This is a genomic window from Microbacterium sp. PM5 (assembly GCF_003293595.1).
GTDB lineage: Bacteria > Actinomycetota > Actinomycetes > Actinomycetales > Microbacteriaceae > Microbacterium.
Genome location: NZ_CP022162.1, coordinates 243880 through 269840 on the forward strand (window position 1 = coordinate 243880; position 25961 = coordinate 269840).

28 protein-coding genes and 1 tRNA gene are annotated in these 25961 nt (G+C 69.0%); 18 read left to right on the top strand and 11 right to left on the bottom strand.

The genetic code is table 11. The features are described 5' to 3' along the window. Positions 1-248: 248 nt before the first annotated feature. Together CEP17_RS01150 and CEP17_RS01155 are read left to right on the top strand one after the other, a co-directional pair. A complete protein-coding gene (locus tag CEP17_RS01150; protein WP_162722374.1) occupies positions 249-701 on the top strand; it encodes a hypothetical protein in 453 nt (150 codons plus the stop codon). Positions 702-753: 52 nt separating this feature from the next. Next, complete coding sequence (locus tag CEP17_RS01155) at positions 754-975, top strand: hypothetical protein (protein ID WP_036315357.1); 222 nt, start codon at positions 754-756, stop codon at positions 973-975. Positions 976-997: 22 nt separating this feature from the next. On the opposite strand, the gene CEP17_RS01160 is transcribed toward CEP17_RS01155, so the two are convergent. From CEP17_RS01160 to CEP17_RS01175, 4 genes are all read right to left on the bottom strand, one after another. Further along, positions 998-1531: a chemotaxis protein CheY gene (locus tag CEP17_RS01160; RefSeq protein WP_112930951.1), complete on the bottom strand. Its 534-nt coding sequence runs from the start codon at positions 1529-1531 to the stop codon at positions 998-1000. Positions 1532-1535: 4 nt separating this feature from the next. Next, positions 1536-2474: an NUDIX hydrolase gene (locus CEP17_RS01165; protein WP_112930952.1), complete on the bottom strand. Its 939-nt coding sequence runs from the start codon at positions 2472-2474 to the stop codon at positions 1536-1538. Further along, positions 2471-4639, bottom strand: coding sequence for an RNA degradosome polyphosphate kinase (locus CEP17_RS01170; protein WP_036315351.1), 2169 nt, complete (start codon positions 4637-4639; stop codon positions 2471-2473). Before CEP17_RS01170 ends, CEP17_RS01165 begins: the two co-directional genes overlap by 4 nt. A gap of 71 nt (positions 4640-4710) precedes the next feature. Then, positions 4711-5409: a response regulator transcription factor gene (locus CEP17_RS01175; protein ID WP_016464486.1), complete on the bottom strand. Its 699-nt coding sequence runs from the start codon at positions 5407-5409 to the stop codon at positions 4711-4713. Positions 5410-5534: 125 nt separating this feature from the next. Here CEP17_RS01175 and CEP17_RS01180 point away from each other — a divergent pair, with 125 nt between their 5' ends. The 4 genes from CEP17_RS01180 to CEP17_RS01195 all read left to right on the top strand — a co-directional run bounded on the left by CEP17_RS01180 (position 5535) and on the right by CEP17_RS01195 (position 8801). After that, entirely contained in the window at positions 5535-5822 is a 288-nt protein-coding gene (locus CEP17_RS01180) for a hypothetical protein (RefSeq protein ID WP_036315349.1), read from the top strand. Positions 5823-5956: 134 nt separating this feature from the next. Further along, the gene (locus tag CEP17_RS01185; RefSeq protein WP_112930953.1) at positions 5957-6562 is read left to right on the top strand and encodes an FABP family protein; all 606 of its coding nucleotides are present in this window, start codon (positions 5957-5959) and stop codon (positions 6560-6562) included. A 2-nt stretch (positions 6563-6564) separates the two neighbouring features. Continuing rightward, positions 6565-7671, top strand: coding sequence for a glycine cleavage T C-terminal barrel domain-containing protein (locus CEP17_RS01190; protein ID WP_112930954.1), 1107 nt, complete (start codon positions 6565-6567; stop codon positions 7669-7671). Positions 7672-7769: 98 nt separating this feature from the next. Further along, a complete protein-coding gene (locus CEP17_RS01195; RefSeq protein ID WP_239498557.1) occupies positions 7770-8801 on the top strand; it encodes an FUSC family protein in 1032 nt (343 codons plus the stop codon). Between the two features lie 15 nt (positions 8802-8816). Here the strand turns inward: CEP17_RS01195 and CEP17_RS01200 are convergent, their stop codons facing one another. After that, the gene (locus CEP17_RS01200; RefSeq protein ID WP_112930955.1) at positions 8817-9656 is read right to left on the bottom strand and encodes a class I SAM-dependent methyltransferase; all 840 of its coding nucleotides are present in this window, start codon (positions 9654-9656) and stop codon (positions 8817-8819) included. A gap of 41 nt (positions 9657-9697) precedes the next feature. Here CEP17_RS01200 and CEP17_RS01205 point away from each other — a divergent pair, with 41 nt between their 5' ends. Then, positions 9698-10447, top strand: coding sequence for a phosphoglyceromutase (locus CEP17_RS01205; protein ID WP_036315343.1), 750 nt, complete (start codon positions 9698-9700; stop codon positions 10445-10447). An 88-nt stretch (positions 10448-10535) separates the two neighbouring features. Here the strand turns inward: CEP17_RS01205 and phoU are convergent, their stop codons facing one another. Continuing rightward, on the bottom strand, positions 10536-11237 hold the full coding sequence (phoU, locus tag CEP17_RS01210; protein WP_039411820.1) for a phosphate signaling complex protein PhoU: 702 nt from the start codon (positions 11235-11237) through the stop codon (positions 10536-10538). 168 nt (positions 11238-11405) lie between these two features. On the opposite strand from phoU, the gene CEP17_RS01215 reads away from it, so the two are divergent. Together CEP17_RS01215 and CEP17_RS01220 are read left to right on the top strand one after the other, a co-directional pair. Continuing rightward, a complete protein-coding gene (locus tag CEP17_RS01215; RefSeq protein ID WP_036315342.1) occupies positions 11406-12602 on the top strand; it encodes an ATP-binding protein in 1197 nt (398 codons plus the stop codon). Further along, the gene (locus CEP17_RS01220; protein ID WP_036315340.1) at positions 12599-13282 is read left to right on the top strand and encodes a response regulator transcription factor; all 684 of its coding nucleotides are present in this window, start codon (positions 12599-12601) and stop codon (positions 13280-13282) included. The genes CEP17_RS01215 and CEP17_RS01220 overlap by 4 nt, the downstream gene beginning before the upstream one ends. Positions 13283-13359: 77 nt before the next feature. Here CEP17_RS01220 and CEP17_RS01225 read toward each other — a convergent pair whose 3' ends face one another. Continuing rightward, entirely contained in the window at positions 13360-13827 is a 468-nt protein-coding gene (locus tag CEP17_RS01225) for a DNA modification methylase (protein WP_112930956.1), read from the bottom strand. A 144-nt stretch (positions 13828-13971) separates the two neighbouring features. Between CEP17_RS01225 and CEP17_RS01230 the strand changes: the two genes are divergently transcribed. The 5 genes from CEP17_RS01230 to CEP17_RS01250 are packed head-to-tail and all read left to right on the top strand — an operon-like array spanning position 13972 to position 18814. Further along, a complete protein-coding gene (locus CEP17_RS01230; RefSeq protein ID WP_005051117.1) occupies positions 13972-14454 on the top strand; it encodes a CarD family transcriptional regulator in 483 nt (160 codons plus the stop codon). Between the two features lie 49 nt (positions 14455-14503). After that, entirely contained in the window at positions 14504-15691 is a 1188-nt protein-coding gene (gene ispD, locus CEP17_RS01235; RefSeq protein WP_112930957.1) for a 2-C-methyl-D-erythritol 4-phosphate cytidylyltransferase, read from the top strand. A 53-nt stretch (positions 15692-15744) separates the two neighbouring features. After that, the gene (cysS, locus tag CEP17_RS01240) at positions 15745-17148 is read left to right on the top strand and encodes a cysteine--tRNA ligase (RefSeq protein ID WP_112930958.1); all 1404 of its coding nucleotides are present in this window, start codon (positions 15745-15747) and stop codon (positions 17146-17148) included. Continuing rightward, complete coding sequence (gene rlmB, locus CEP17_RS01245) at positions 17141-18133, top strand: 23S rRNA (guanosine(2251)-2'-O)-methyltransferase RlmB (RefSeq protein ID WP_036286382.1); 993 nt, start codon at positions 17141-17143, stop codon at positions 18131-18133. Before cysS ends, rlmB begins: the two co-directional genes overlap by 8 nt. Positions 18134-18175: 42 nt before the next feature. Next, positions 18176-18814, top strand: coding sequence for an NAD(P)H-binding protein (locus CEP17_RS01250; protein WP_112930959.1), 639 nt, complete (start codon positions 18176-18178; stop codon positions 18812-18814). Between the two features lie 18 nt (positions 18815-18832). Here CEP17_RS01250 and CEP17_RS01255 read toward each other — a convergent pair whose 3' ends face one another. After that, positions 18833-20143 (bottom strand): DUF4032 domain-containing protein, encoded by a 1311-nt coding sequence (locus CEP17_RS01255; RefSeq protein WP_112930960.1) that lies wholly within the window; start codon positions 20141-20143, stop codon positions 18833-18835. Positions 20144-20228: 85 nt separating this feature from the next. Next, the gene (ugpC, locus tag CEP17_RS01260) at positions 20229-21329 is read right to left on the bottom strand and encodes a sn-glycerol-3-phosphate ABC transporter ATP-binding protein UgpC (RefSeq protein ID WP_039411840.1); all 1101 of its coding nucleotides are present in this window, start codon (positions 21327-21329) and stop codon (positions 20229-20231) included. Positions 21330-21598: 269 nt separating this feature from the next. On the opposite strand from ugpC, the gene CEP17_RS01265 reads away from it, so the two are divergent. Next, positions 21599-22543: a thioredoxin domain-containing protein gene (locus CEP17_RS01265; protein WP_112930961.1), complete on the top strand. Its 945-nt coding sequence runs from the start codon at positions 21599-21601 to the stop codon at positions 22541-22543. Here the strand turns inward: CEP17_RS01265 and CEP17_RS01270 are convergent. After that, positions 22486-23370 carry a hypothetical protein gene (locus CEP17_RS01270; RefSeq protein ID WP_162722375.1) on the bottom strand — a complete coding sequence of 295 codons (885 nt, stop codon included), beginning with the start codon at positions 23368-23370 and terminating at the stop codon, positions 22486-22488. The two genes, CEP17_RS01265 and CEP17_RS01270, sit on opposite strands and share 58 nt — an antisense overlap. A gap of 48 nt (positions 23371-23418) precedes the next feature. Between CEP17_RS01270 and CEP17_RS01275 the strand changes: the two genes are divergently transcribed. Next, a tRNA-Thr gene (locus CEP17_RS01275) sits at positions 23419-23491 on the top strand. Between the two features lie 194 nt (positions 23492-23685). Here the strand turns inward: CEP17_RS01275 and CEP17_RS01280 are convergent. After that, positions 23686-24639, bottom strand: coding sequence for a hypothetical protein (locus CEP17_RS01280; protein WP_156122576.1), 954 nt, complete (start codon positions 24637-24639; stop codon positions 23686-23688). 176 nt (positions 24640-24815) lie between these two features. Here CEP17_RS01280 and CEP17_RS01285 point away from each other — a divergent pair, with 176 nt between their 5' ends. Further along, positions 24816-25142 carry a PadR family transcriptional regulator gene (locus tag CEP17_RS01285; protein WP_039411848.1) on the top strand — a complete coding sequence of 109 codons (327 nt, stop codon included), beginning with the start codon at positions 24816-24818 and terminating at the stop codon, positions 25140-25142. Continuing rightward, positions 25139-25888 (top strand): hypothetical protein, encoded by a 750-nt coding sequence (locus CEP17_RS01290; protein ID WP_112930964.1) that lies wholly within the window; start codon positions 25139-25141, stop codon positions 25886-25888. Before CEP17_RS01285 ends, CEP17_RS01290 begins: the two co-directional genes overlap by 4 nt. Positions 25889-25961: the final 73 nt, after the last annotated feature.

Consider the following 25961-nt stretch of genomic DNA (forward strand, 5'->3'; position numbering starts at 1 on the left):
GCGATCGGAGCTCAGCGAGCATCCGATCGACCACGTGAGCACCGACCTTCGTCTACGAAGCCGGTCGCGTGCCATCGCGCGAGTCTCGCTGGATTCTCCCGATGAGCGATGGAAAACGACCTTCGCGGATCCGGCGACGGCGTGTGGCCGGCTCCGAGCGCACCCTTGAGGCCCGGGCGGTCCTCGCCTACGGTGAAGCCGCCGCTACCGGCACACGGAAGAACATCGAGACGGAAGTGAAGATCATCATGAAACTGCACTTGCGTCCGGTGGCGGCTCTCGCCGCCGCCGCCCTCCTCGCAGGGGGTCTCCTGACGGCGAGTCCCGCCACGGCTGCCGAGAATCCCGCGTCATCTCCCTCCGCGCAGCACCCCCTCGACGGCCCGGTCTCGCAGCTGTCGGCCGCAGAGGAACGGGTGCTTTCCCGGTTGGAGAGTGCGACCGACACGGCGACCGGCGTCTTCGACGCCGAGGCGGCACTCGCGGCCGGGGTGAGCGATTCCGACGTCGCAGACTACGCGGCGACCTACACGGCCGCCGGCAACGATGTCGTCGGCATGACGTCGTCGGTCGATGCCCAGACGACGCCGCAGGCGCGCGCCCTCGCTGCCGCCTCGGCGACGTGTTCGGGCGCGCGCGGCTACACGGGCTTCTGGGGATGGGGCTGGCAGACGGCCCTTGACTCGTGCGACACAGACTGAACGTGTACGTCACCGGCGGCGTCGGCTGCTGGGGTCAGTGAGAGGGGCGGTCGTGTTCTCGACAACCGTATTGCGGCTGTTGTCGGTCATCGGGTCGGTGATCTGTCTCGTCGGCGTTGCGCTCGCCGTCACGCTGGGCATCGAGTCGGCATCGCGTACGCCCGCGTCGCCGTGGCTCCTGACGGCCACGGCGACTGCGCTGATCGGCGGGCTCGTGCTCACCATCGGCTCCGCCGTGACGCTGGCGCGCCGTCCGCGGGAGGACGAGCGCTGAGAGTGAGCCTCCCGCTCTGCTTTCAGGGGACCAGTGCGGCGCAGAGGAGGATGCCCGGCGGCCCGCAGGAGAGATCCTGACCGCGGGCGGTGACGACGCTCTGTCGCGCCTCGTCGGGCACGGAGGCGCTCCAGTCCGTGCTGTCGTCCCGCGCCGCGACGTGGACGGATGCCGGGTCCACCCGCAGGCCGAGACCGGTGGCCTTGAGGGCGGCCTCCACACGCACCCACCGCCGCAGCCCGCCGGGCGCGCCGCCCGCCGCCTCTCGCACGGAATCGTGCAACGGTTCCGCGTCGAGGGCGAAGCCCGCCGCCCCGGCCCGCGGATGGATGCCGACGATCGCCGACGCACCGGCGTAGGTCACCGCGGCGAACCACTGCTCGTCGTTCACCCGCACGGGGCCGTGCGGGCCCCCGCACCGCGGGCAGGGGTTGGTCAGCACCGCGTGCGGCGACCCGGCATCGGCCAGCAGCCCCCGCAACAGAGCCCACGCGACCGTCCGCCGATCGGGCCGTGCGGCCGGCACCCGCGCCCACGCCAGGCGGAGCCCCTCCACCGGCCTACAGCTTCGGCTCGTGGGTCTCGATCGCGATGATGCCCGACCCGGGGTTGGTCGCCGACAGGTGCACGACCGAGAACGCGCCGGTCTCCAGGGCGGACGCGCTCCCGAGGTAGGAACCGTGCAGTGTTCCCGTCGCCAGCGCCAGCTCCGACAGGATGCCGGGAAGCACCGGGCCGTGGCTGCACAGCACCGCGGGCTTGCGCGAGCGCACGCGGCGTCCGATGACCGAGCGGACGTCCGACGTGCCGTCCTCCCACGCGTCCTGGCCGAGCGCCGACGTGCGGTGGATGTCCTTGCCGATCGCCGCGGCGAGCGGGGTGACCGTCGTCACGCATCGGACGGCGTCGCTGGAGACGATCTTGCGCACCCCGAACGCGCGCAGCGGCCCGACGGCGGCCGCCGCCTGCTTCGCTCCGCGAGCCGTGAGCGGTCGCGCCGCGTCGGAGCCGTCCCAGTCCTCACGGGGGAGGGCCCGGGCATGGCGCAGCACGACGATGGGGAACGTCTGCAGCACACCGTCGTCGACGTAGCGCAGGAACTGCTCCATGATCTCGACGTCGACGGGATACGACAGCTTCGCAAGCGCCTTCTTCGGCGAAAGCCACTCTATGGCGGCGATCTCCTTGTTGGGCACGAACGCGGAGGTGCGGATCGCGGCATCCGTCGCCTCGGCAGACCAGTAGTGCACGATCTTCTGCCGCTTGTTGGGCATGTGATAGCGCGAGACGCCGACGGGGATGCCGAGGGCCACGCGGATTCCGGTCTCCTCGAAGATCTCGCGCACGGCGGTCTCGGCGAGGCTCTCGCCGGGATCGACCTTGCCCTTGGGGATCGTGACGTCGGCATAGGCCGTGCGATGGATGACCAGCACGCGGAGCTTGCCGTCGACCACGCGCCACACGACGCCGCCGGCCGCGTAGACGGCGGTGTCGGTCATCGCACCGCCCGCGCCCGACGACGGCGCTGCACCTGCGCCATCGTGCGGTCCTGCAGATCGATGAGCGGCTTGCCGTCGGCATCCGTGCTGTGGCGCTTCCACTCGCCGCTGTCCTCGAGGTGCCACGAACTCGTCTCAGCGCTCATCGCGAGATCGAACAGGTCGACGAGCTCCTTGATCTGCGCCGGCGCGACGACGCGCACGAGCGCTTCGACGCGCCGGTCGAGGTTGCGGTGCATCATGTCGGCACTGCCGATGAACACCTGAGGATCGCCGGCGCCGGCGAACGCGAAGATGCGCGAGTGCTCGAGGTAGCGGCCCAGGATCGAGCGCACGGTGATGTTGTCGCTCACGCCGGGCAGACCGACCTTCAGCGAGCAGATACCGCGCACCCAGACATCGACGCGGACACCGGCCTGGCTCGCCCGATAGAGCGCATCGATGATCTGCTCGTCCACCATCGAGTTGACCTTGATGCGGATGTGTGCCGGCTTTCCCTCGAGGGCGTGGCGTCGCTCGTTCTCGATCTGACGGAGCAGCCCCTTGCGCAGGTGCAGGGGAGCCACCAGCAGGCGCTTGAACTTCTTCTCGATCGCGTAGCCGCTGAGCTCGTTGAAGAGGCGCGTGAGATCGCGACCCACCTGCTCGTCGGCGGTGAAGAGGCCGAAGTCCTCGTAGATGCGACTCGTCTTCGGGTTGTAGTTGCCCGTGCCGATGTGGCTGTAGCTGCGCAGCATGCCGTCCTCCTCGCGGATGACGTGCAGCAGCTTGCAGTGCGTCTTCAACCCCACCAAGCCGTAGACGACGTGCACGCCCGCCTTCTCGAGCTTGCGCGCCCAGACGATGTTGGCCGCCTCGTCGAAGCGCGCCTTGACCTCCACCAGAGCCAGCACCTGCTTGCCGCGTTCGGCGGCATCGATCAGCGCCTGAACGATCGGGCTGTCACCGGAGGTGCGGTAGAGCGTCTGCTTGATGGCGAGCACGTGCGGGTCGCGCGCGGCCTGCTCGAGGAAGCTCACGACGCTCGTGGTGAACGACTCGTACGGGTGGTGCACGAGCACGTCGCCCTTGCGGATCGCGGCGAACAGATCGGCGCGCCCGTTCTGTTCGGCGGGCTGGAAGGCCGGAGCCGTCGTGGGCACGTGAGCCGGATAGTGCAGCTCCGGACGGTCGATGCGAGACAGGTCGAACAGACCCCGCAGGTCGAGTGGGCCGGGGAGGCGGTAGACCTCCTGCTCGGTGATGTCGAGTTCGGCGATCAGCAGGTCGAGGGTGACGTCGTCCATGTCCTCGGTGACTTCGAGACGGATCGGCGGGCCGAACCGGCGTCGCAGCAGCTCGGCCTCGAGCGCCTGGATGAGGTTCTCGGTCTCGTCCTCCTCGATCACGACGTCCTCGTTGCGGGTGAGACGGAACGTATGGTGCTCGAGGATCTCCATACCCGGGAACAGGTCGCCCAGATGGTTGGCGATGAGTTGCTCGAGCGGCAGGTATCGCGCCCGTCCGGCGTCTCCCGGCACGGCGACGAAGCGCGGGAGCATGGGCGGCACCTTCAGGCGCGCGAACTCCTGACGACCCGTCTTCGCGTTGCGGATGCGGATCGCGAGGTTCAGCGAGAGGCCGGAGATGTAGGGGAACGGATGCGCCGGGTCCACCGCGAGCGGCATCAGCACCGGGAACACCTGGGACTGGAAGTACTCGGAGAGCTCGTTGCGGTCATCGACCGACAGGTCGTCCCAGGAGACGACCTCGATGCCCGCCTCGGCGAGTGCGGGCTGGACCATCCCGAGCCAGGCGTTCGCCTGACGCAGCTGCAGGGCGTGGGCAGCGTCGGAGATGTCGGCGAGCACGTCTTGGGGGGCGCGACCGACGTTGGTCGGCACCGCGAGCCCGGTCACGATGCGGCGCTTGAGGCCGGCCACGCGCACCATGAAGAACTCGTCCAGGTTGCTGGCGAAGATCGCCAGGAAGTTGCTGCGCTCCAGCACGGGCAGCGACGGATCCTCCGCGAGCTCCAGCACGCGCTGGTTGAAGGCGAGCCAGCTGAGCTCGCGATCCATGTAGCGGTGCTCGGGGAGCTGGGCGTCGCCGTCTTCGACCATCTCGTCGAAGTCGTCGTCGTCCTCGTCGCCCAGTCCGGTGTCCAGAACGTCGGTGTCGATCATTCCCTCATCATGTCAGGGCCAGGTGACCGACGCGTTAACCACGACGTCGCGCGGCGCTCGCCGCCGCGTCATCAGGCCGAAGAGGCCTCGTGCGACGAGGGGATCTGATCGTCCTCGTAGACGTTGAAGCGATAGCCGACGTTGCGCACCGTGCCGATGAGCTGCTCCAGGTCGCCGAGCTTGGCGCGCAGTCGTCGCACGTGCACGTCGACGGTTCGCGTGCCGCCGAAGTAGTCGTAACCCCACACCTCGCTCAGCAGCTGCTCGCGCGTGAACACGCGCGACGGATGCGTGGCGAAGAAGTGCAGCAGCTGGAACTCCTTGTAGGTGAGATCCAGAGGCTTGCCGTGCACCTTGGCCGAATAGGACGACTCATCGATCGTGATGCCGGAGGTCTGAATGCGACTGGACACCTGAGAGGCGGACTGACGTCCGACCGCCAGCCGGATGCGCGCGTCGACCTCGGCGGGCCCGGCGCCGACGAGGATCACGTCGTCGATGCCCCAGTCGGTGGACACCGCGGTGAGCCCGCCTTCTGTCACGACGAGTACCAGAGGCGCGTCCAGGCCCGTCGTGTTGAGGATCTTGCACAGCGACTTCGCCCCGACCAGGTCGGCGCGGGCGTCGACGAAGATGACATCCGAGCTCGGCGCGTTCACGAGTTGCGCCGGTTCGGCGGGAATCTGGCGGACGCGATGGCTCAGCAGCTCGAGCGCAGGCAGGACGGGGCCCCCGCCCGGGGCGGAACTCAAGACGAGAAGCTGAGCCAATGGGGGTCCCTTCGGGTTCGGATGCCCCCGAACCGTGCCCCCATCTTAGAACCCGCTCGCACGGGCGCCGTGCGCGGCGGCTCGCGCGACGTGCGCGCAGTGCGCGTGTCGGCGACAATGGGAGGATGACGCTTCCCGGATTGGCGCCCCGCGCCGAGTACGGCGGCATCGTCGGAGTCTGGGCCGCCGGCGCGGTGATCGCGATCGTGATCGGCGCCGTCGCTCCGGGCGAGTGGCGCGCCGCATGGATGCCGGTGGGCATGGCCGCCTGCCTCATCCTCGCCTTCGTCGTGCAGCTGGTGCAGGGGCACTCGCAGGGCTTCCTGCGCCGGGTGGCGCTGAGCACTCTCGGTGCGTTCGTGGTGATGGGCCTGATCGGGCTCGGTCTCGGACTCTCCAGCATGTTCGCGTGACGGTAGAGTGAAGGTATGGACCTGCTCGCACTCGAACTCTTCTTCGTCGGGTTGCTCGCGCTCGCCTCGCTCGCGATCGTCTTCGTGTCGGGTGTCGTGATCAAGAACCTCTACCGCGGCCAGCGCTGATCGGCATGATCGACCTGCCGACCGACCTGCCGGCCGATCTCGTCCCTCTCTCGTGGCTGCTCGGTGTCTGGGAGGGCACCGGCGTCATCGACTATGAAGCCGGCGATGTCTCCTTCAGCGGCGAATTCGCCCATCGGGTGAGCTTCAGTCACGACGGCGGCGATTACGTGAACTACGCCGCGAGCGCATGGTTCGTCGCCGACGACGAGACGCGCGCCCCCCTCGTCGCGGAGACCGGATACTGGCGCCTGGCTCGCCCCCTCGGGCAGGCCGATCCCGGGCCGGCGCTGCTGCCGCCGTCGGCGGTGCGCGACGCCGGGCGGACGGCGGACGACGTCGAGTCGCTGCGCAACCAGGAGGGCGGCTTCGATCTCGAGGTCGCGATCGTGCACTCGGACGGCATCAGCGAGCTCTACGTCGGGCAGGTCCGCGGCCCGCGCATCGATCTGGCGACGGATGCCGTAGTGCGCCCTGCCAGCGCGAAGGTCTACACCGCGGCGACACGGATGTACGGCCTCGTCGACGGCCACCTGCTCTGGGCGTGGGACATCGCCGCGCTCGGCGGCGAGCTCGGTTCGCACGCGTCGGCACGACTGGCGCGGGCCGAGTGAGCATGTCCGAGGCGCCCCCGTCTGCTCCCATCGCCAGCGCGTTCACCGTCGTTCCCGGTGCCGTCGTCGACGAGCGTGGGCTGGCGCACGTGGCGGCGCCCGCGCGCGAGCAGCGTGAGCTCGTCGCCGGACGCGCGCTCGCGCCGCTCGAGGACCGCGCCGTGCTCGCGATCGACGGGGTCGACCGTCTGAGCTGGCTGGACTCCATCACCTCCCAGGCGTTGACGGCGCTCGCTCCGGGCGCCAGCACGGAACTGCTCGTGCTCGACCCGCAGGGCCATGTCGAACACGCTGCCGCCGTCGTGGACGACGGTGTGCGCACGTGGCTGATCGTCGACCGCTCCCGTTCGGCCGCGCTCCTGTCGTGGCTGAGCCGCATGCGGTTCCGTTTGCGGGTCGAGCCGCAGGATCTCTCCGACGAGGTGCGCGTCATCGGCGGCACCTCCGAAGCGGTCGCTGCACTCGAGCCCCTCGCCGTCTGGCGCGACCCGTGGCCCGCGGTCGCCGTCGGCGGGTGGGGGTACGCTGCTGCCGCGCCGCACCCGGGGGAGTCGTACGACTGGGCGGAGGCGGTCGTGCCGGTCGACGCCGTGTCGCGCCTCGCCGAGGCCGCGGCGTCGGGTCAGCAGCCCATCGCGGGATGGATGGCCGTCGATGCCGTCCGCATCGCCGCGTGGCGTCCGCGCGCCGAGACCGAGGCCGACGGGCGCGCGCTGCCTCACGAGGCCGACTGGTTGCGCACCGCCGTGCACCTGGACAAGGGCTGCTACCGCGGCCAGGAGACGGTCGCGAAGGTGCACAACCTGGGGCATCCGCCGCGCCGACTCGTCGCCCTGCAACTCGATGGCAGCGATGCCGACCTGCCCGTCGGGGGCGCAGAGGTCTTCCTCGACGACGAGGTCGTCGGCGCCGTGACCTCCGTTGCACGCCACTACGAAGAGGGGCCGATCGCGCTGGCATACGTCAAGCGCACGGTTCCGGTCGACGCCGATCTGACGGTCGCCGTGGACGAGAGTCGCGTCGCGGCCGCGCAGGAGGTCATCGTTCCCCCCGATGCCGGGCGCACCGCATCGATCCCGCGGATGCCGCGGCTCTCCCGGCGCCGCTGACGCCGGTGTCACCCGCCGCGTCATCGCCGGAGAGCTCTCGGCCGTCCACCGCGGCGATCGTCACCCGTCGCCGAGCCCGCTGGCATCCCCGCGCCGGGATGGACCGCGTCGCGGTCTCCGCGCCGGCCATCGTCCAGATCGTCGTCGCGGCCACGGCGGCGTTCTCGTTCGCCCACTACGTACTCGGACACGCGGCGCCCCTGCTCGCGGCGACGGTGACGGTCTCCAGTCTGGGGTTGGTGCGCGATGCGCGCCCGCGGCGCGTGCTGGAGACCGTGGTCGGGATGGTCGTCGGCATCCTCGTGGCCGAGCTCATCGTCTTCGTCGCCGGCATCGGCTGGTGGCAACTGGGGCTGACACTGGCGGCGTCTCTCGTCGTCGCCCGCTTCCTCTCGCCGCAGCCGGCGTTCGCCATCGCGGCAGCGGTGCAGTCGGCCATCGTCATGGTCATTCCCGTGAGCGTCCCCTTCATCCGCATGATCGACGGGATCGTCGGGGGCGTGGCGGCCCTGCTGGTCACGGCTCTCCTGCCACGCAGTCCGCTGCGTGCCGTCACGCGGGAGGGTGCTCAGCTCCTCACCGCGTTCGACGGCGCGGTCACGACTCTCGTCCAAGCGTTGCGACGGGGAGATCCGGTGCGAGCCCAGCGCGGTCTCGCCATGGCACGCAGCCTGCAGAGCCTCGTCGACCAGTGGCGTGCGGGGGTGGAGTCGGGCTCCGAGATCGCCCGCATCTCTCCGTTCCTGCGACGCCAGCGCTCCGAGTTCCAGCGGCAGGACCGCGTGCGGCACCACCTGGATCTCGCGACGCGCAATCTCCGGGTCATCGCGCGCCGCGTCGTCTACCTCAGCGACGACCGACAGCCACGGCCGATCGCCGCCGATCTGCTCGCCGAACTCGCCGCCGGCGCCCGGCTGATCTCCGATGCTCTGGGCGACATCTCCTACGAGCCCGCCGCGCGAGAGGCGATCCGCGCTGTGGCCGGGCGCCTCGACCCCCGCGTCCTCGCCGACCGCAGTTCCGCCGTGGATCAGACGCTCATCGGGGCGCTGCGGCCGTTGGCCGTCGACCTGATGACCGCGGCCGGCATGCCTGCGGCCGAAGCGCGCGCTGCCATCCCGCGGGTCTGAGCGGCCGCGGGGCGTTCAGTCGCGGGGAGCGATGAGACTCCACGGCACCGTGACCTCGCCCAGACGCCAGCGCGCCCGGCCGTGCACAGGCCAGCCCGTCGCGTGCATCGCGTCGAGCGCGGCGCGCCAGCGTTGCACCGGGCCGAACGAGGCGGTGTCGACGGCGCGCGTCCACTCTCCGTCGAGGGCGCGGAGGAAGTCGTGCACCGCCTCGCCGGGCACATTGCGGTGGATGAGAGCTTTGGGCAGGCGCTCGGCGGCGATCGACGGCGAGGCGAGTTCGGCGAGCCGCAACGACAGAGTGAGCGTTCGCGGTGCCCCGTCGGCGCCGACCTCGACCCATGTGCAGATCCGGCCGAGCTCGTCGCAGGTGCCCTCCACGAGAATGCCGTCCGGATGCAGTCGCTGCGCCATGCGCCCCCAGGCGTCCTTCACCTCGTGCTCGTCGTACTGCCGAAGGACGTTGAACGCCCTCAGCACCGCAGGTCGGCGTCCGCGCGGCGTGGGTACCTCGAACCCACCGCGGGCGAACGAGACGTGAGCATCGGTCGCGAACGCCGTGCGCCCCGCGCGCACCTCGACGAGCTGCGTGCGGGCGCGCTCGACGCGGGCGGGGTCGATCTCCAGCCCGAGTACCTCGACGTCGGGGCGCGCGAGGCGCAGGCGCCGCTCGAGTTCGAGCACGGTCACCGCGCTCGCGCCGTAGCCGAGGTCGACGACGAACGGATCGGCGGTGCGCCGCAGCGCCGGATGCCGGGCGATCCAGCGGTCGATGCGACGCAGTCGATTGGTGTTCGTCGTGCCGCGCGTGATCTGACCGACCACCCCGTGAGCGGGGGCTTTCTCCGGCGGCATCCCCCCATGATGCCAGCGCGCGCGCCGGTAGGATGACGAGCATGACCGCGCCGTACACGCTGATCCTCCTCCGCCACGGGCAGAGCGAGTGGAACAAGACCAACCAGTTCACCGGATGGGTGGACGTCCGCCTCACCGAGCAGGGTCGCGGCGAGGCCGCGCGCGGCGGTGAGCTGCTGAAAGAGTCCGGCATCCTGCCCGATGTGCTGCACACCTCGCTGCTCAGTCGCGCGATCCAGACCGCCAACATCGCGCTCGACGCCGCCGACCGCCTGTGGATCCCCGTGAAGCGGTCGTGGCGCCTGAATGAGCGCCACTATGGCGACCTCCAGGGCAAGGACAAGGCGGAGACCCTCGAGCAGTTCGGCGAGGAGCAGTTCATGCTGTGGCGTCGCTCTTTCGATGTGCCGCCGCCGGCCCTTCCCGACGACTCGCCCTACAGCCAGGTGAACGACCCGCGCTATGCCGGCATCGACGGTGACGTCCCGCGCACCGAGTCGCTGAAGATCGTCATCGACCGCCTTCTGCCCTACTGGGAGAACGAGATCGTTCCCGATCTGAAGGCCGGGAAGACGGTTCTCGTGACGGCGCACGGCAACTCGCTGCGCGGACTCGTGAAGCATCTCGACGGCATCAGCGATGCGGACATCGCCGAGCTGAACATCCCCACCGGCATTCCGCTCGTGTACCGCCTCGGTGAGGACCTCATGCCGCTCGAGCCGGGCGCCTACCTCGATCCCGAGGCCGCCGCTGCCGGTGCCGCCGCCGTGGCGAGCCAGGGCAAGGGCTGACGGCCCGCGACCGGACGAACGTGAGAGGGGGATGCCGACCGGCATCCCCCTCTTCGTGTTGCACCCCCGCCCAGGCGGAGGCGACGTCTTACTCGGCGCCGTCGAGCGATTCGCCCTCGGCGATGATGACGGCGATCGTGTCGGTGTCGGGCGTCCAGTCGCCGGTGGCGAGGTAGGCGACCTTCTTGGCCACCGAGACGGCGTGGTCGGCGAAGCGCTCGAGGTAGCGGCTCGCGAGGGTCGCATCGACGGTGGCTCCCGCCTCGCCCTGCCAGTTCTCGCTCAGCACCTTCTCGAAGACGGCGAGGTGGTGGTCGTCTACCTTGTCGTCGAGCGTGCGCAGCGTCTCGAGGTAGCTGAGGTCTTCGGTGCGCAGCAGCTCGGTGAGGGTCTTCGCGACCTCGACGTCGAGTTCACCCATCTTGGTGAAGGTGCCCTTCAGCCCCTTCGGGATGGCGCGCTCGGGGAAGCGCATGCGGGTGAGCTGAGCGATGTGCTCGGCGATGTCGCCCATGCGCTCCAGGGAGGCGCTGACGCGGAGCGCGGCGACGACGATGCGCAGATCGCGGGCGACCGGTTGCTGACGCGCGAGGATCTGGATCGCCAGCTCGTCGAGCGCGACCGCCTTGTCGTCGATCGTCTGGTCGGCTTCGATGACCTCTTCGGCAAGGGCGACGTCGCTGGTGCCGAAGGCGCGCGTGGCCTTGTCGATGGCCTCCGTGACCAGCTCGGCGATCTCGACGAGACGTGACTGCACGTCCTCGAGCGACTGGTGGAACACTTCGCGCATGAGAGAGCCTCTCTTCCGGCGGGCAGGCACGGTGCCGCCCACTGACCCGGCGATCATCGCGGGCCAAGGTTAACGATCGGTGCCGCAGCGATGAACGTTGCCGACGGGGTGTCCGGTGTTGATCCGTATCGTGAATCTGCGGTGTCCAACCACCCTACGCTGGGACCCATGGAGTCCCTGCAGCCGGTGATCGCGCTGATCCTCGGTCTCGTCCTCGGCGGCGGAGTGGCCACGCTCGTGCTGATCGCGCTGCGCGCACGCGATCGCGCGCGTGTCGCGGCATCCACGGCCCTGCCGGACGGCACGGCGGCTGTGCTGCAGGGAATGGACGAAGTCGCGGTGGTCGTCGACACGTCGCTGCAGATCGTTGCCGTCTCGGCGCCCGCGGAGCTGTTCGGCATGCACGAGGACTACGCGCTGCCGGGCGATGAGCTGCGCGCCCTCGCCCGGACCGTCCGTCGGACCGAGGCGCCGGAGACGCAGACGATGCGGCTCAAGCGCGGCGTCGAGCCGCGGCTGGTCTCGGCCCGGGCGAGCGTGATCACACCGCGGTTGATCCTCATCGTCATTCGCGACATCACGGAGCGGGAGCGCGTCGAGGAGATGCGCCGCGACTTCGTCGCCAACACCAGTCATGAGCTGAAGACGCCGGTGGGTGCGGTGAGCCTGCTCGCGGAGGCGGTCGAGTCGGCCGCCGACGATCCCGAGCAGGTGCGTCACTTCGCCGCTCGGCTCAGCGCCGAGGCCGCCCGGCTCAGCCAGCTCACGTCGCGCATCATGAACCTTTCACGGCTGCAGTCCGCCGACGATCTGACGGAACTGCGCGACGTGTCCGTCGACGAGGTCGTCGCCGCCGCCATCGAGTCCCAGTCGGTCGCCGCCGACTCGGCCGCCATCACCGTCGCCCGCGGGGGCGAGAGGCACGCGTACGTCCGCGGCGACGTGCAGGTGCTCACCGAGGCCGTCGCCAACCTGGTGGCCAACGCGATCGCGTACTCACCTCAGGGCGGCCAGGTCGGCGTCGGCGTGAAACTGGACGGCGGGGTCGTCGAGATCGCGGTCACCGATCGGGGGATCGGCATTCCGGAGGACGAGCAGGAACGCGTGTTCGAGCGGTTCTATCGTGCCGACCAGGCGCGCTCGCGCCGCACCGGCGGCACGGGTCTCGGGCTGTCGATCGTCAAGCACGCGGTGCAGCGGCACGGGGGAGAGGTCGAGGTCTGGTCGCGTCCGGGGCGCGGGTCGACGTTCACCGTTCGACTGCCTGCAGTTCCGGCGCCCGACGACCTTCCCGTTCCGAAGAAGCGCAAGAAGAAGAAGGCCGCCCGCGATGGTGCGCGGGCGAAAGGAGAGAAGAAGCGATGACCCGCGTCCTGATCGTCGAGGATGAGCCCGATCTGGCCGATCCGCTCGCCTATCTGCTGCGCCGCGAGGGCTTCGAGGTCGAGATCGCCGAGGACGGCCCCGCGGCGCTCGACGCGTTCGCATCGCGCGGCGCCGACATCGTGCTGCTCGACCTCATGCTTCCCGGGATGCCGGGAACCGAGGTGTGCCGCGTGGTGCGCTCGACCTCCAAGGTGCCCATCATCATGCTCACCGCGAAGGACTCCGAGGTCGATATCGTCGTCGGCCTCGAACTCGGCGCCGACGACTACGTGACCAAGCCGTACTCGTCACGCGAGTTGCTCGCGCGGATGCGCGCCGTGCTGCGACGCAGCGAAGGGCCCGAGCTGGGCCTGGATGACAGTGTCGTCGACGGTGGAAGAGTCGTCCTGGACATCGATCGACACACGGTCGCCGTCGACGGTGAGATCATTCCGATGCCTCTGAAGGAGTTCGAGCTGCTCGAGGTGCTCATGCGCAACGCGGGGCGTGTGCTGACGCGTGGTCAGCTGATCGACCGGGTGTGGGGCAGCGATTACTTCGGCGACACCAAGACCCTCGACGTCCACATCAAGCGCATCCGGTCACGGATCGAACGAAACCCCAGCGAGCCGGTCATGCTGCTGACCGTGCGGGGCCTCGGGTACCGTTTCGAGGCCTGACGCGTCCCGTCCGCCACGCCACGCACATCGGCGGCGCCCCTCGCGCAGAGGGACGCCGCCGATATCCGTGAGCGGGATCAGTTCGCGGGAACGAAGTCCTTCAGGTACGACAGGGTGCCGTCCAAGACCGGAACGCGGTCTTCGACGGCCTCGCCGGTGCCGGACTGGAACGTGGTGCGCACGTCGGTGCCGGGCTTGGCCGACAGGCCGGTGAACAGCAGCGGCTCTGCGCCGTCGAAGCCCAGGCTGACGGTCGAGTGCGCGGCGACCGGCACCCGCTGGGTCGTGCCCTCGATGCCCACCAGCAGCGTCTCGTCGGTGTCGGTGTCGTTGACGATCGCCGCGAGGAAGTTGGCTTCGGTGCCCTTCTCGTTGGCGACGAAGAGCGCGTTGCGCACCTTCAGGGGTGCCGAGTGCGTGATGTTGACGCCCTCAGCGGCCGAGTAGCTGATGGTCGTGGCCTGCGGTGAGATCATGCTGCAGCCGGCGGTGGAGAGGACCACAGCGGCGGCGAGGGCGACGGACGCGAGACGGCGCGTGTTCACGGATCCTCCTGGACGAGTCGGTGTGTGCTCATTCTATGCCGCGACGCGACGCCACCCCGGCGTCCCCGCCGCGGATGCTCAGCCGGCGAACCTTAGCGTATGTCGCCTGTGGTATTCTGGACTTTGCCGAAAGGACATAACTGCATGCTTTTTGAGGTTGGCGAGACGGTCGTCTATCCGCACCACGGGGCCGCGACGATCATCGAGGTCAAGGACCGGATCATCAAGGGCGAGACCAAGAAGTACCTGAAGCTGAACGTCACGCAGGGAGACCTCATCATCGAGGTCCCTGCCGACAACGTCGACCTGGTCGGTGTTCGTGACGTGATCGGCAAGGACGGTCTCGAGAAGGTGTTCGACGTGCTGCGCGCACCGTTCACCGAAGAGCCCACCAACTGGTCGCGCCGCTACAAGGCCAACCTCGAGAAGCTCGCGTCCGGCGACGTGATCAAGGTGAGCGAGGTCGTTCGCGACCTGTGGCGTCGTGACCAGGACCGCGGCCTGTCCGCCGGTGAGAAGCGCATGCTGGCCAAAGCTCGTCAGATCCTCGTGTCCGAGATCGCTCTGGCGCTGAAGGCCGATGAGGATCACGCCTCGGGGGTCCTCGACGAGGTTCTCGCGAGCTGATCCCGGCATCCGCCGGAAGACGGCGCGCCACGTCGGTAGTGTCGGGTACATGAGCGACCCGTTGGTTCCCGTGCCCCACACCGCCGTGATCGTCGTCGCGGCTGGATCCGGTCAGCGGTTGGGCGCGGGTGTTCCGAAGGCGTTCGTGGGTCTCGACGCCCACACGGTTCTGCGCCACGCGCTGGAGGGTGTGTTCGCCGCGCCGGCCGCGCAGGTCGTGATCGTCGCTCCCTCAGACCGCGTCGGTGACGCCCTGACCGAGGCGCGCGCCGTCGCCGGCGAACGGCACGACCTGGTCACGGTCGTCGCCGGCGGGCTCAGCCGGCAGGAGTCGGTGGCTGCCGGACTGCGGGCCGTGTGGCCCGACGTCGAGCGCGTGCTGGTCCATGACGCCGCGCGGGCTCTGACTCCGCCCGAGGTGTTCGCGCGCGTCATCGATGCGCTCGCGGACGGCAAAGATGCGGTGCTTCCGGTGCTTCCTGTGGTCGACACCGTCAAACGGGTGTCCGGCGATCGCGTGCGCGAGGCGATCGAGCGTTCCGAACTGGCGGCCGCGCAGACCCCGCAGGGATTCCGCCGCACGATTCTCGACGCGGCCTATGCCGCGGCATCCGCCGAGCACACCGACGACGCCGCACTCGTGCAGAGCATGGGAACACCGGTGTGGACGGTGCCCGGCGATGAGCGGAGCTTCAAGATCACCACTCCGGGCGATCTCGACCGCGCGCGAGCCCTCCTGGCTGTCGCGCCGGTGGGGCGCACCGCGCCGGTGCCGCGCGTCGGCGTCGGCACCGACGTGCATGCCGTCGGCGGCAGCGGCGATCTCTGGCTGGCCGGACTGCGCTGGCCCGGTGAATCCTCGCTGCACGGTCATTCGGATGGGGATGCCGTCGCGCACGCCATCGTGGACGCCGTGCTCGCCGCCGCGGGACTCGGCGACATCGGCACCCATTTCGGAACCGATCAACCGCAGTACGCCGGCGCCCACGCCGAGGCGTTCCTGGCCCGCACGCGGGAGCTGGTGGAGGCCGCTGGCTTCTCGATCGGCAACGTCTCGGTGCAGGTGCAGGCGCGCCGGCCGCGCTTTGCCGCGCGCCGCGCGGAAGCCGAACATGCCCTGTCTGCGGCGCTCGGTGCGCCCGTCGCCGTGTCGGCGACGACGACCGATGGGCTCGGCTATACGGGAACGGGCGACGGCGTCGCCGCCTTCGCCGTCGCGCTCGTCTACTCCGTGTGAGCCCCCACGCCCGCGCCGCTGTCGCGTCTCGCGCGCGCGGGTAGGCTGGTGCGGTGACGGTCCGGCTCTACGACACCCAGGTGCAGGCGTTGCGCGACTTCGCGCCGCAGGATCCGACCCACGTGAGCATGTACGTGTGCGGCCCGACTGTCCAGTCCGGCCCCGGCATCCATCACCTGCGCGCGGCGCTCGCCTTCGATCTGCTGCGTCGCTGGCTCACCCGGCGCTTCGGGCGCGTCACCTTCGTGCGCAACATCACCGACATCGACGACAAGGTGTTGCAGAACGCCACCGCTGATGAGCCGTGGTGGGCACTCGCGTATCGCGTGGAGCGCGAGTTCGCGTACGCGTATGCCGCGATCGGCATCCTCGCGCCGACCTACGAGCCTCGCGCGACCGGGTCGATCCCGCAGATGCAAGAGCTGATCGCCACCCTCATCGAACGCGGTCATGCCTACGCCGCGGCCGGTGACGTCTATTTCGACGTGCGTTCGTGGTCCGCCTACGGAGAGTTGACCCATCAGAGCATCGACGCGATGGAGCCGGCGGCCGACGCGGACGCGCGCGGCAAGCGCGACCCTCGCGACTTCGCGCTCTGGAAGAGCGCCAAGAGCGACGAGCCGACAGATGCCGTGTGGGAGAGTCCTTGGGGGCCGGGCAGGCCGGGCTGGCACATCGAGTGCTCTGCCATGAGCCGCCGCTACCTGGGTGCCTCCTTCGACATCCACGGCGGCGGCATCGACCTGCGCTTCCCGCACCACGAGAACGAGTTGGCGCAGTCGCGTGCGGCGGGTGACGCGTTCGCGCGCTACTGGGTGCACAACGGCCTGGTCACGGTCGGCGACCAGAAGATGTCGAAGTCGCTCGGCAATCATCTGCTCGCGCTGGACGTGCTGGCCGACCGCGACCCGCTCGTCGTGCGCTACGCCCTCGGCGCGGCGCACTACCGGTCCACGCTCGATCTCACCGCGGCATCCTTCGACGAGGCCGAGGCGGCCCTCGAGCGCATCCGAACGTTCCAGCAGCGGGCCGCGCGGGTGCTCGGCACTGCGGTGCCGCTGGTGGCCGCCGATATCCCCGAGGCGTTCGCTGCCGCGATGGACGATGACCTCGGCGTTCCGCAGGCGCTCGCGGTCGTCCACGAGACCGTGCGCGCCGGAAACGCGGCGTTGGATGCGGGCGATCGGGATGCCGCGGCCCGCGCTTTCGTCGAAGTGGGCCGCATGACCGGCGTTCTCGGTATGAATCCGGTCGACCCGAAATGGCGGCCCGAAGCAGGTGCTGCCGAGGCGCGCGCCCTGGACGCGCTGCTGCAAGCGATGATCACCCAGCGCGCGCAGGCGCGCGCGAACAAGGACTGGGCGGCCGCCGACCGTCTTCGCGACGCGATCGCGGCGGCCGGCGTCGTCCTCGAGGACGGTCCCGACGGGACCCATTGGAGTCTGAATGATGGCTAAGCCGGGCAACCCCTCCGCGGGCAAGGGCAAGAAGAAGGGCCCGCTCAAGGGCACGGGCGGCAACGGACGCAAGGCGCTCGAGGGCAAGGGGCCGACTCCCAAGGCCGAGGACCGCAGCTGGCACGTCGCCGGCAAGCGCAAGGCCGCCATGGAGCGCTACGCCGCCGCCGGCGGCAAGGGACGCCCCGGTCAGAAGCCGGCGCCGTCCCGCGCGCCGAAGGCCAAGGCCGGTGACGACACCGAGAACGTGACCGGGCGCAACTCCGTGCTCGAAGCTCTGCGTGCACGCATCCCGGCGACGGCGTTCTACATCGCCCAGCGCGTCGAGATGGACGATCGCGTCAAGGAGATGCTCTCGATCGTGACCCAGCGCGGTATCCCCGTGATGGAGGTCACCCGCCCCGAGCTCGACCGTATGGCCGGCTTCGACGGCGTGCACCAGGGTGTCGCGCTCAAGGTGCCGCCGTACGAGTACGCGCACCCCCAGGACCTGCTGGAGGAGATCATCGGAAAGGGGCAGACGCCGCTGATGGTCGCGTTGGACGGCATCACCGATCCGCGCAACCTCGGCGCGATCATCCGCTCCACCGCCGCCTTCGGCGGTCAGGGACTCATCATTCCCCAGCGCCGTTCGGCCGGCGTCAACTCGGCCGCGTGGAAGACGAGCGCCGGCGCCGCGGCCCGGGTTCCGGTCGCGATGGCACCGAATCTGACCACGACGCTCAAAGAGTTCAAGAAGCAGGGCGTGTTCGTGCTCGGTCTCGATGGCGGCGGCGACGTCGCGCTGCCCCAGCTCGAACTGGCAGATCGGCCCGTCGTCATCGTCGTCGGCTCGGAGGGCAAGGGGCTGTCACGGCTGGTCACCGAGACGTGCGACCAGATCGTGTCGATCCCGATCTCCTCCGCCGCAGAGTCGCTCAACGCCGGCATCGCGGCATCCGTCGCGCTCTACCAGGTCTCCACCATCCGCGCCGCGTCCGAGTGACGCCCGCTCCACCTGCACGCCGATCCGAAAGGAAGCACTGAGATGGCCATCATCGCCGTTCTGGGAGGCACCGGCTTCGCCGGTCGCCACATCGTCTCCGAGGCTGTGGACCGCGGGCACACCGTGCTGTCGGTGTCACGGTCGGTGGCCGCAGACCGCGTGCCCGGTGCGACCTACGTCGAGGGGACGCTGCTGGACATCCCCGGGCTGGTGACGCAGCTGGAGGGCGCGGACGTGGTCATCAGCGCCGTCGCGCCGCGCGGTGCGATGGAGGGCCTCGTGCGGCCCAACCTGGAGGCGCTGAACACCGTGCTGCCCGAGAGCGTGCGGCTGGGCGTCATCGGCGGCGCCGGCGGGAGCCTCGTCGCTCCCGAGGGCCCTCGCGTCGTCGACGTCGACTTCCCCGACGCCTTCAAGGCCGAGGCGCTGGAGATGATCGGTGTTCTGGAGGACCTTCAGGGCGAGCAGACCGGTCGCGACTGGTTCTTCGTCCACCCCGCCGGCGGCTTCGGCGGCTTCAACCCGGGCGAGCGGACGGGCACCTACCGGGTCGGTGGCGATGTCATCGTCACCGATGCCGAGGGGCAGTCCTACATCTCCGGCGCCGATCTCGCGGTGGCGGTGCTCGACGAGATCGAGAACCCGCAGCACTCGCGCCGGCGCTTCACCGTCGGGTACTGACGCGCTCTCTCGCCGGGTTCAGACCAGGTCGCGCCAGTCGACGTCCTCGTCTTCGTCGTCGTCGATCGTCGAGATCGCCGAGGTGATCACCGGAATCGCCATCGTCTCGGTGGGGGGACCCATCACCGTGGCCTCGTCCCGGCGGTGACGCAGCACGTCGTCGATGTAGGACGAGACGACCTCGGCGATCGGCACCGACTGTCCTCGCGCTTGCGACATGTACCAGCGGTGTTCGAGGACCTGGTGGAACACCTCGGCGGGTTCGAGTTTGGCGCGCAGATCCCAGGGGATCGCCTTCACGACGGGTTCGAACACGCGGGTGAGCCACTCGTGCGCCACCATCTCCTCGTCGGAGCCGAGTCGTGAGACGCGGGCACGGAACGCGTCCATGTCGTTGAGCAGGCGCCGGGCCTGGTTCTCCTCGACGTCCAGTCCCGTCAGACGCAGAAGGCGCCGCTGGTGGTGGCCGGCGTCGACGACCTTGGGCTGAATCGACACCGTGGTGCCGTCCGGCGTGGTGCGGATCGACATCTCGCCGATGTCGAAGCCGAGATCGTTCAGGCGTTTGACCCGCTCGGTGATGTGCCAGGCCTCACCGGCGGCGAAGGTCTCCTTGTCGGTCAGCGCCGCCCAGAGCGAGTGATACGACGACATGATGCCGTCGGCGATCGCGACGGCATCCACGCCGCCTTCGAGGCGGCCGCCGGCTTCGAGGTCCATGATCTCGCCGGCGATGTTCGTGCGCGCGACGTCGAGGTCGTGCTCGCGCTGACCGCGCGTCAGGCCGCTCTCGTGCAGCTCGCCGGTCTCGGCGTCGACCAGGTAGGCGGCGAAGGCCCCGGCATCCCGTCGGAAGAGCGTGTTCGACAGCGACACGTCACCCCAGAAGAAGCCGACGGTGTGCAGGCGCACGAGCAGCGCGGCGAGGGCGTCGACGAGCCGGCCGGCGGTGTCGGGTCGCAGCACCTGGGTGAAGAGGGCGCGGTAGGGGAGCGAGAACTTCAGATGTGCCGTCACGAGGGCGGCCGGCAGCGGGTCGCCCTTCGGCGTGCGGCGACCGTCGATCACCGCGACCCGTTCCACGCACGGCACATCGAGGCGGCCGAGGGAGCCCAGCATGTCGTACTCGCGGCGCGCCATCTCGCCGGTCGTCTCTTTGACGGCGACCACGCGGCCCGACAGATCCGCGAAGCGGACGAGGTGGCGCGACAGGCCCTTGGGCAGCGAGACGATGGTGTCCTTGCCCCACTCGTCGAGGGGTGTGGACCAGGGCAGCGCCAGCAGGCCTGCGTCGACACTGCTCGCGGTGATCGTGAGGGAGTGGGCCACGCGGGTGTTCGCTTTCGTGGGGGGATACGCCGCGGCGCGGGGGTCCGGTCCGTGGAACCGGGCCCCCGCGCCGCGTCTGGTCGGATCAGGCCGAGGCGATCGCCTTCTTGGTGAGACGCTCGCCCGACTCGATGTCGAACGCGTGCACGTGGTGCGGCACAGGGGCCAGCACGACGGTCTCGCCCGCGTTCGGGTGGTTGCGGCCGTCGACGCGCGCGACGATGTCGGTGCGCTTTCCGGCGATCTCGGTGTGGCCGTAGAGGTAGCCGTCCGCGCCGAGCTCCTCGACGAGGTCGACGGTCACCGAGAGGCCCTGGCCGTCGGCCGGGTTCACGATGATGTCCTCGGGGCGGATGCCGGCGGTGACCTGGGTCGCGCTGGTGGGACGGTCGATGTCGGCGTCGACGACGGCGGTGCCGAACTGGATGCCGCCGGCGCTCGCGAGGTCGACCTGGAACAGGTTCATCGCGGGCGAGCCGATGAAGCCGGCGACGAAGACGTTGTTCGGCTTCTCGTACAGGTCACGCGGCGTGCCGACCTGCTGGAGCAGACCGTCCTTGAGCACCGCGATGCGGTCGCCCATGGTCAGAGCCTCGGTCTGGTCGTGGGTGACGTAGACGGTCGTGACGCCGAGGTTGCGCTGCAGCGACGCGATCTGGGTGCGCGTCTGCACGCGCAGCTTCGCGTCGAGGTTCGACAGGGGCTCGTCCATGAGGAACACCTGGGGCTTGCGCACGATCGCGCGGCCCATCGCGACGCGCTGACGCTGACCACCGGAGAGGGCCTTCGGCTTGCGGGTCAGGTAATCCTCGAGGTCGAGGAGCTTCGCGGCCTCGAGCACGCGCTGCGCGCGCTCTTCCTTGCCGACGCCGGCGATCTTGAGCGCGAAGCCCATGTTCTCGGCGACCGTCATGTGCGGGTACAGCGCGTAGTTCTGGAACACCATCGCGATGTCGCGGTCCTTCGGCGGGATGTCGGTGACATCGCGGTCGCCGATCAGGATGCGGCCGGAGTTGACCTCTTCGAGGCCGGCCAGCATGCGCAGCGACGTCGACTTACCGCAACCGGACGGGCCGACGAGGACGAGGAACTCGCCGTCACCGACCTCGAGGTTGAGCTTGTCGACGGCCGGGCGGGTGCCTCCCGGGTACAGACGGGTTGCGTTGTCAAAGGTGACGGACGCCATGTTTTCTTCTCCTTCACCGGCAGGTACGTGCCGGACGATCCGTAGTGATGGAATGAGCGGGGGCTTGGCCCGCACGTCCTGCGATGGACGCGTTCTCAGTATCGCACGTTCTCCTCTGCGAAGAAGAGGCCTCGTCTGGGCATTTCACAGGCTCGCTGGCTAGCATCGACACATCGCCTTGCTCCGTCCGCGACGCTGGACCCGATCCGGATCGTGACGACCGGGATGCACCGCGATGTGCCCTCGAGCTGCCTCCCACAGAAGGTCCCATGTCCCACGACGACGCCCCGAACGAGCCCACGCCTGCTGGCCGCCGCGATGCGGTGCGCGAGAAGGCGCAGCTCGTCCACGCGAAGCAGTCGCGGGCACGCGTGTTGCGCCGCTCGGCGCTCGCCGTCGTCGCCGCTGCCGCCGTCGTCGCGGTCGCGGTCGCGGTGTCGTGGGCGGTGCGCTCCAACAGCGATCGGCCGCAGCTGCAGCCGGCCGATGCCACCGCCGACGGCTTCCGGGTGACGTCGGTGTCTTCGGTCTCGCCGGGAACGCCGATCGACGGCGCGAGCTCGGCGCCCACGGCTGCGGCCGAGCCGCAGGCGACACCTTCGCCGTCCACCTCGGCATCCGTGGTCGACATCCACGTCTACGTCGATTACCTCTCGCCGGCGGCGCGACAGTGGCAGCTCGCCAACGCGAAGCAGCTGGCGTCGTGGGTGTCGGACGGGGCGGCAACCCTCACCTACCACCCGGTCTCGATGCTCACCGCCAAGTCGAACGGAACGAAGTACTCGTTGCGCGCGGCGAGCGCAGCCGCGTGCGTCGCGACTCTCGATCCGTCGAAGTTCTTCAGCTTCAACAACGACCTCCTCACCCGTCAGCCGGCTGTCGACTCCGACGGCTTCTCCGACAAGGAACTCGCCGACATCGCCCAGGCGAACGGCTCTGACGATCCGAAGCGCCTTCGCGACTGCATCGAGACCGAGTCGTACTCGTCGTGGGTGAAGGGTGCCACCGAGCGCGCGATCAGCGGCATCCCCGGGACGAACGGGCTCACCCTGACGGGGACGCCGATGGTCGTCGTGAACGGCCAGCAGTACGTGGGCGACATGACGGATGCCGCGGAGTTCTCGCAGTTCGTGCTCACGAGCGCGAGCGGGGCGTACTACAAGTCGCAGACCGCGACGCCCACGCCCACCGTGACGCCGACGGCCGCGCCGTAGCGCGCGGCGCGGCCCGGATAGCCTCGGCGGTCTGGTTTCTCACAGCCTCCGAAGGAGACGTACCAGGCGCCCGCTCCGATGTCGGTGACCACTGCGGAGTTCTCGTCCATGCTCAACAGGACGACGCGGGTCGCCTCCGTCGTGGAATCGAAGAGGGAAGGATCCTCCGGATCGGACGCGAGCGGATGATCGCTCGTGGAGTGCGCGCCCCGCGCCTTCGCTTCCGTCACCGTGTCGCCGACGGAGATGCCGGAAACAGTGCGGACCGGCACAGCGCCGATGCGCGGCGAGGTGGACGAGACGAACGTGCCACGGCAGGCGTCCGCGCACTCGTCAGGGCTGAAGAAGGTCGTGATGATCAGACCCTCCCACGTGAAGGTGGCTGTGAACTTCGCGCCCTCCGGTCCGCCCGGCTTGGTCGTCTCGGTGACTTCCGATCCGGCTGCGGTGCTGATCGATTCGGCAAACTGAGTGGGATCCTCGCCTCTGAGGTTGAGGTGCGGACGAACCCGGCCTTGTTCATCGAGCAGGGTGAGGTCGGTCGCCGAAATGACCAGGGCGGCATCTTCCGAACCGGGTCCGGGACTCGACGTCGGTGTCGGGGTCGCAGCGATCACCGGCGCGACGGTTGTCGCTGTCGGCGGCTCCGTTCGCGGAGAGGCTGAAGGCGTGGGCGTGGGCGCGGGCTGGGCGTCTGTGCAGCCTGCCAGAGATACGGTCAGGATGCCGGCTGCAATAAGTGCCCAGATTCTGGGCATGTGCCCATGATCGCGGACCACAACGCGGGAGCCGTCGCTCTTCGATGTGCGTGCGGTACGCCGCATCACGTAACCTCTATGGGCGGGGGAGACCCCCGATGCCCGGACTCCGGGCCCGCCGGCTTGGCGCAATTGGTAGCGCACCGTACTTGTAATACGGGGGTTGCAGGTTCAAGTCCTGTAGCCGGCACCGTTTATCTGACACCCTGACCAGCTGACTTCCGCGAAATCACGCGGAAGGGGCGCGATCGATCATGGAGCGAGCGCCTCGGTTCATGGAGGACAAGCTGCTTACGGGTGGCGAATGGGTGGCGAATAGGGGCCTTTCTTCGTCGCGAAGGTGGCAGCCGGGAGAACACCCGGCTGCCACCGAGATAGTCGTGTCTAGTTGCAGGCGGACGCGATGAAACCGAGCAGGCCCTTATCGGCGGCGTCAGTTTCGAGGTTCCACGGAGACTTGAAGGCGCCTCCGACCATGTGGCAGCCAATCTGGTTACCGGTCGTGGCGCGGTTGATCTTCGCCTTGTTGCCGCTAGTTACCTGCGCGTTGGCGAGCTCGGACTGCGCTACTCCCTGCCACGTGGCGGCGCAGACGACGTTGCCCGGGCACGCCGCCTTCGCGAACAGAGTCGGCGTCATCGCGATGCGAGTAGCGCCGCTGTACCAGGACCATGACTCGACCCATGTGCCTCCTAGCCACGGATCTGCAACCACCGGGTAAACGTTCGACGATCCGTGAGCGACGTGTTGGACGAGAGCGTTGCCTGCGATGGCGTAACTGGTGGCTACAGCGTCGCCGTTGGCGTCGACAGCCCAGGGCGCAAGTACGCCGAAGAGCACACTGCCGTCTGCAGCTTTCACCGCCACGCCGCCATCCTCGACGCGGTTGAGCGTCGCGCCAGCGGGCAAGTCGAACTCGTATCGATATTCCGTGGGGCTAGAGGGGCCGTCGATAACGGAAATCAGCTGCACGGAACCGTCCATCTTCGCGACTGGAACGGACGTCGACCCATCTCCACCGTCGAAGCCCACAAGGCCGTCCCCGATCGTGACCGCATCAGCTGCAGCGCCGGGAAGAGTGACTTCTATCGCTGCGTCACCCGATGCGATGACAATGGGGTCGGAGGAGTTGCCCGGGACGGTAACACCGACACTGGCAGGGTCGGCAGTGCTCGACAGGACATCGGGAGCCTCGTCGGTCTGGGCGGTTGCGGCGAGGGCGCTCAAGACATCGTCGCCGGGCTTATCCGCGGCGACGGCCGCCGTTGCGCCAAGCGAGGCAATCAACAACCCTCCAATTGCTGCCATGCACAGTCCCGCATGCAGTCGTCGATTCATTGCGAACGATCCTCCTCGATCGGTGCGCGTCGGTTTACCCGCGCGCGTTGTGGTGCGCCTACCGTCCATGGCTCGGCGCTGGGCGGCGGCCCGCTTGGGGTAACTCTATTCAGTCAGAGTTTCACTTCGCCATATATTCTGAGCAAGCGGAATATATGTCTGATACGATGCGTGACATGAGCGTCACTGATCTGCAGTTCGCTGTGTTGTCCTCGCTGGCCTCGGGCCGCAGGCATGGCTACGGTCTTTTACGCGATGCGGAAGACCAGCTCGAGAAGTCTCTCCCCATCGCCACTCTTTACGCCGCGCTGGAATCCATGGCGAGTAAGGGCTGGATTCTTCCCGACGGTGAGGAAGTCGTGCACAAGCGCACGCGGCGTTACTACGTGCTGTCCACAGACGGCATGCAGATACTGAAGCGCCGCGCCGACCAGCTCGCAGCTCAGGCTCAGCTAGCTCAGCGACGACTTCGGGAAGTTAACGGGAAGGCGGTCACGGCATGAGCACGATCGAGCGCGATGTCGAACGGATGCTTCGCTGGTACCCGCGGAGGTGGCGCGAAACGCACGGGGCTGCGCTCATTGATTTGCATATGGAGCGTTCTGAGCACTCCGACTCCACGCAGCTCAGCCAAGAAGAGCGGGCGGCGATGCGAGCTGCTGGTCTCTTCGAGCGCACTCGCCATCTCCTCCCGATTGCCGCGTCTGGGCTCGGAACGGTTGCGCTCGCAGTGGGGTACATCCTTGCGTTGGGTGGTAACAACGCGGTAGGTAATCCGCTGTGGCTCTTCGTCGGTCCACTCCTGCTCAGCGCCTCGGTCTGGAGTCTTCGTGCAGCTACTGACGGGCGATGGAGCGTCCGCACCGCTGTGCCGGTGGTCGCGTCTGCATTCGCGGCGCTCGCGGCTATGGCGGCCCTGAACCTTGCAGTTCTTCGAGATGGCGGCGGCGTCATCCCAAACGTGGAGAGCCTGTGGGCGGTGGGCGCGTTGAGTGCTGCATTCATCGGCATTGCTGTGGCCGTCGCGACCGCGCCGAGTCTTCAGCGCGGCGGAATGACGCGAGACTGGGCCCTCACTATCGGCTTCGTCGCTGGTTTCCTAGGCACGGTGCCCCTCTACCTCGGCCTGCTCGCCGCACCTGCCGGCGTGCTAACCGGTGTCATACTGTGCGGGATCGCCATCCGCTCTGCGGCTCGTAGCCGCCGCGGAGCGGCAGCCGTGGGCGATCCTCGCGGCGAACTCGCCTAAATGCCGTCGATCACCGACCCAAGCCACACCGGTTCTCGCCGGCTGGCGGTGACGCTCGCGCAGTCCTCCGACG

Coding starts and splice junctions, on each gene's coding strand:
- CEP17_RS01150 (WP_162722374.1), top strand. CDS start 249: ATGAAACTGCACTTGCGTCCGGTGGCGGCTCTCGCCGCCGCCGCCCTC.
- CEP17_RS01165 (WP_112930952.1), bottom strand. CDS start 2,474: ATGACCGACACCGCCGTCTACGCGGCCGGCGGCGTCGTGTGGCGCGTG.
- CEP17_RS01170 (WP_036315351.1), bottom strand. CDS start 4,639: ATGATCGACACCGACGTTCTGGACACCGGACTGGGCGACGAGGACGAC.
- CEP17_RS01180 (WP_036315349.1), top strand. CDS start 5,535: ATGACGCTTCCCGGATTGGCGCCCCGCGCCGAGTACGGCGGCATCGTC.
- CEP17_RS01185 (WP_112930953.1), top strand. CDS start 5,957: ATGATCGACCTGCCGACCGACCTGCCGGCCGATCTCGTCCCTCTCTCG.
- CEP17_RS01190 (WP_112930954.1), top strand. CDS start 6,565: ATGTCCGAGGCGCCCCCGTCTGCTCCCATCGCCAGCGCGTTCACCGTC.
- CEP17_RS01195 (WP_239498557.1), top strand. CDS start 7,770: ATGGACCGCGTCGCGGTCTCCGCGCCGGCCATCGTCCAGATCGTCGTC.
- CEP17_RS01200 (WP_112930955.1), bottom strand. CDS start 9,656: ATGCCGCCGGAGAAAGCCCCCGCTCACGGGGTGGTCGGTCAGATCACG.
- CEP17_RS01205 (WP_036315343.1), top strand. CDS start 9,698: ATGACCGCGCCGTACACGCTGATCCTCCTCCGCCACGGGCAGAGCGAG.
- phoU (WP_039411820.1), bottom strand. CDS start 11,237: ATGCGCGAAGTGTTCCACCAGTCGCTCGAGGACGTGCAGTCACGTCTC.
- CEP17_RS01215 (WP_036315342.1), top strand. CDS start 11,406: ATGGAGTCCCTGCAGCCGGTGATCGCGCTGATCCTCGGTCTCGTCCTC.
- CEP17_RS01220 (WP_036315340.1), top strand. CDS start 12,599: ATGACCCGCGTCCTGATCGTCGAGGATGAGCCCGATCTGGCCGATCCG.
- CEP17_RS01230 (WP_005051117.1), top strand. CDS start 13,972: ATGCTTTTTGAGGTTGGCGAGACGGTCGTCTATCCGCACCACGGGGCC.
- ispD (WP_112930957.1), top strand. CDS start 14,504: ATGAGCGACCCGTTGGTTCCCGTGCCCCACACCGCCGTGATCGTCGTC.
- rlmB (WP_036286382.1), top strand. CDS start 17,141: ATGGCTAAGCCGGGCAACCCCTCCGCGGGCAAGGGCAAGAAGAAGGGC.
- CEP17_RS01250 (WP_112930959.1), top strand. CDS start 18,176: ATGGCCATCATCGCCGTTCTGGGAGGCACCGGCTTCGCCGGTCGCCAC.
- ugpC (WP_039411840.1), bottom strand. CDS start 21,329: ATGGCGTCCGTCACCTTTGACAACGCAACCCGTCTGTACCCGGGAGGC.
- CEP17_RS01265 (WP_112930961.1), top strand. CDS start 21,599: ATGTCCCACGACGACGCCCCGAACGAGCCCACGCCTGCTGGCCGCCGC.
- CEP17_RS01280 (WP_156122576.1), bottom strand. CDS start 24,639: ATGAATCGACGACTGCATGCGGGACTGTGCATGGCAGCAATTGGAGGG.
- CEP17_RS01285 (WP_039411848.1), top strand. CDS start 24,816: ATGAGCGTCACTGATCTGCAGTTCGCTGTGTTGTCCTCGCTGGCCTCG.
- CEP17_RS01290 (WP_112930964.1), top strand. CDS start 25,139: ATGAGCACGATCGAGCGCGATGTCGAACGGATGCTTCGCTGGTACCCG.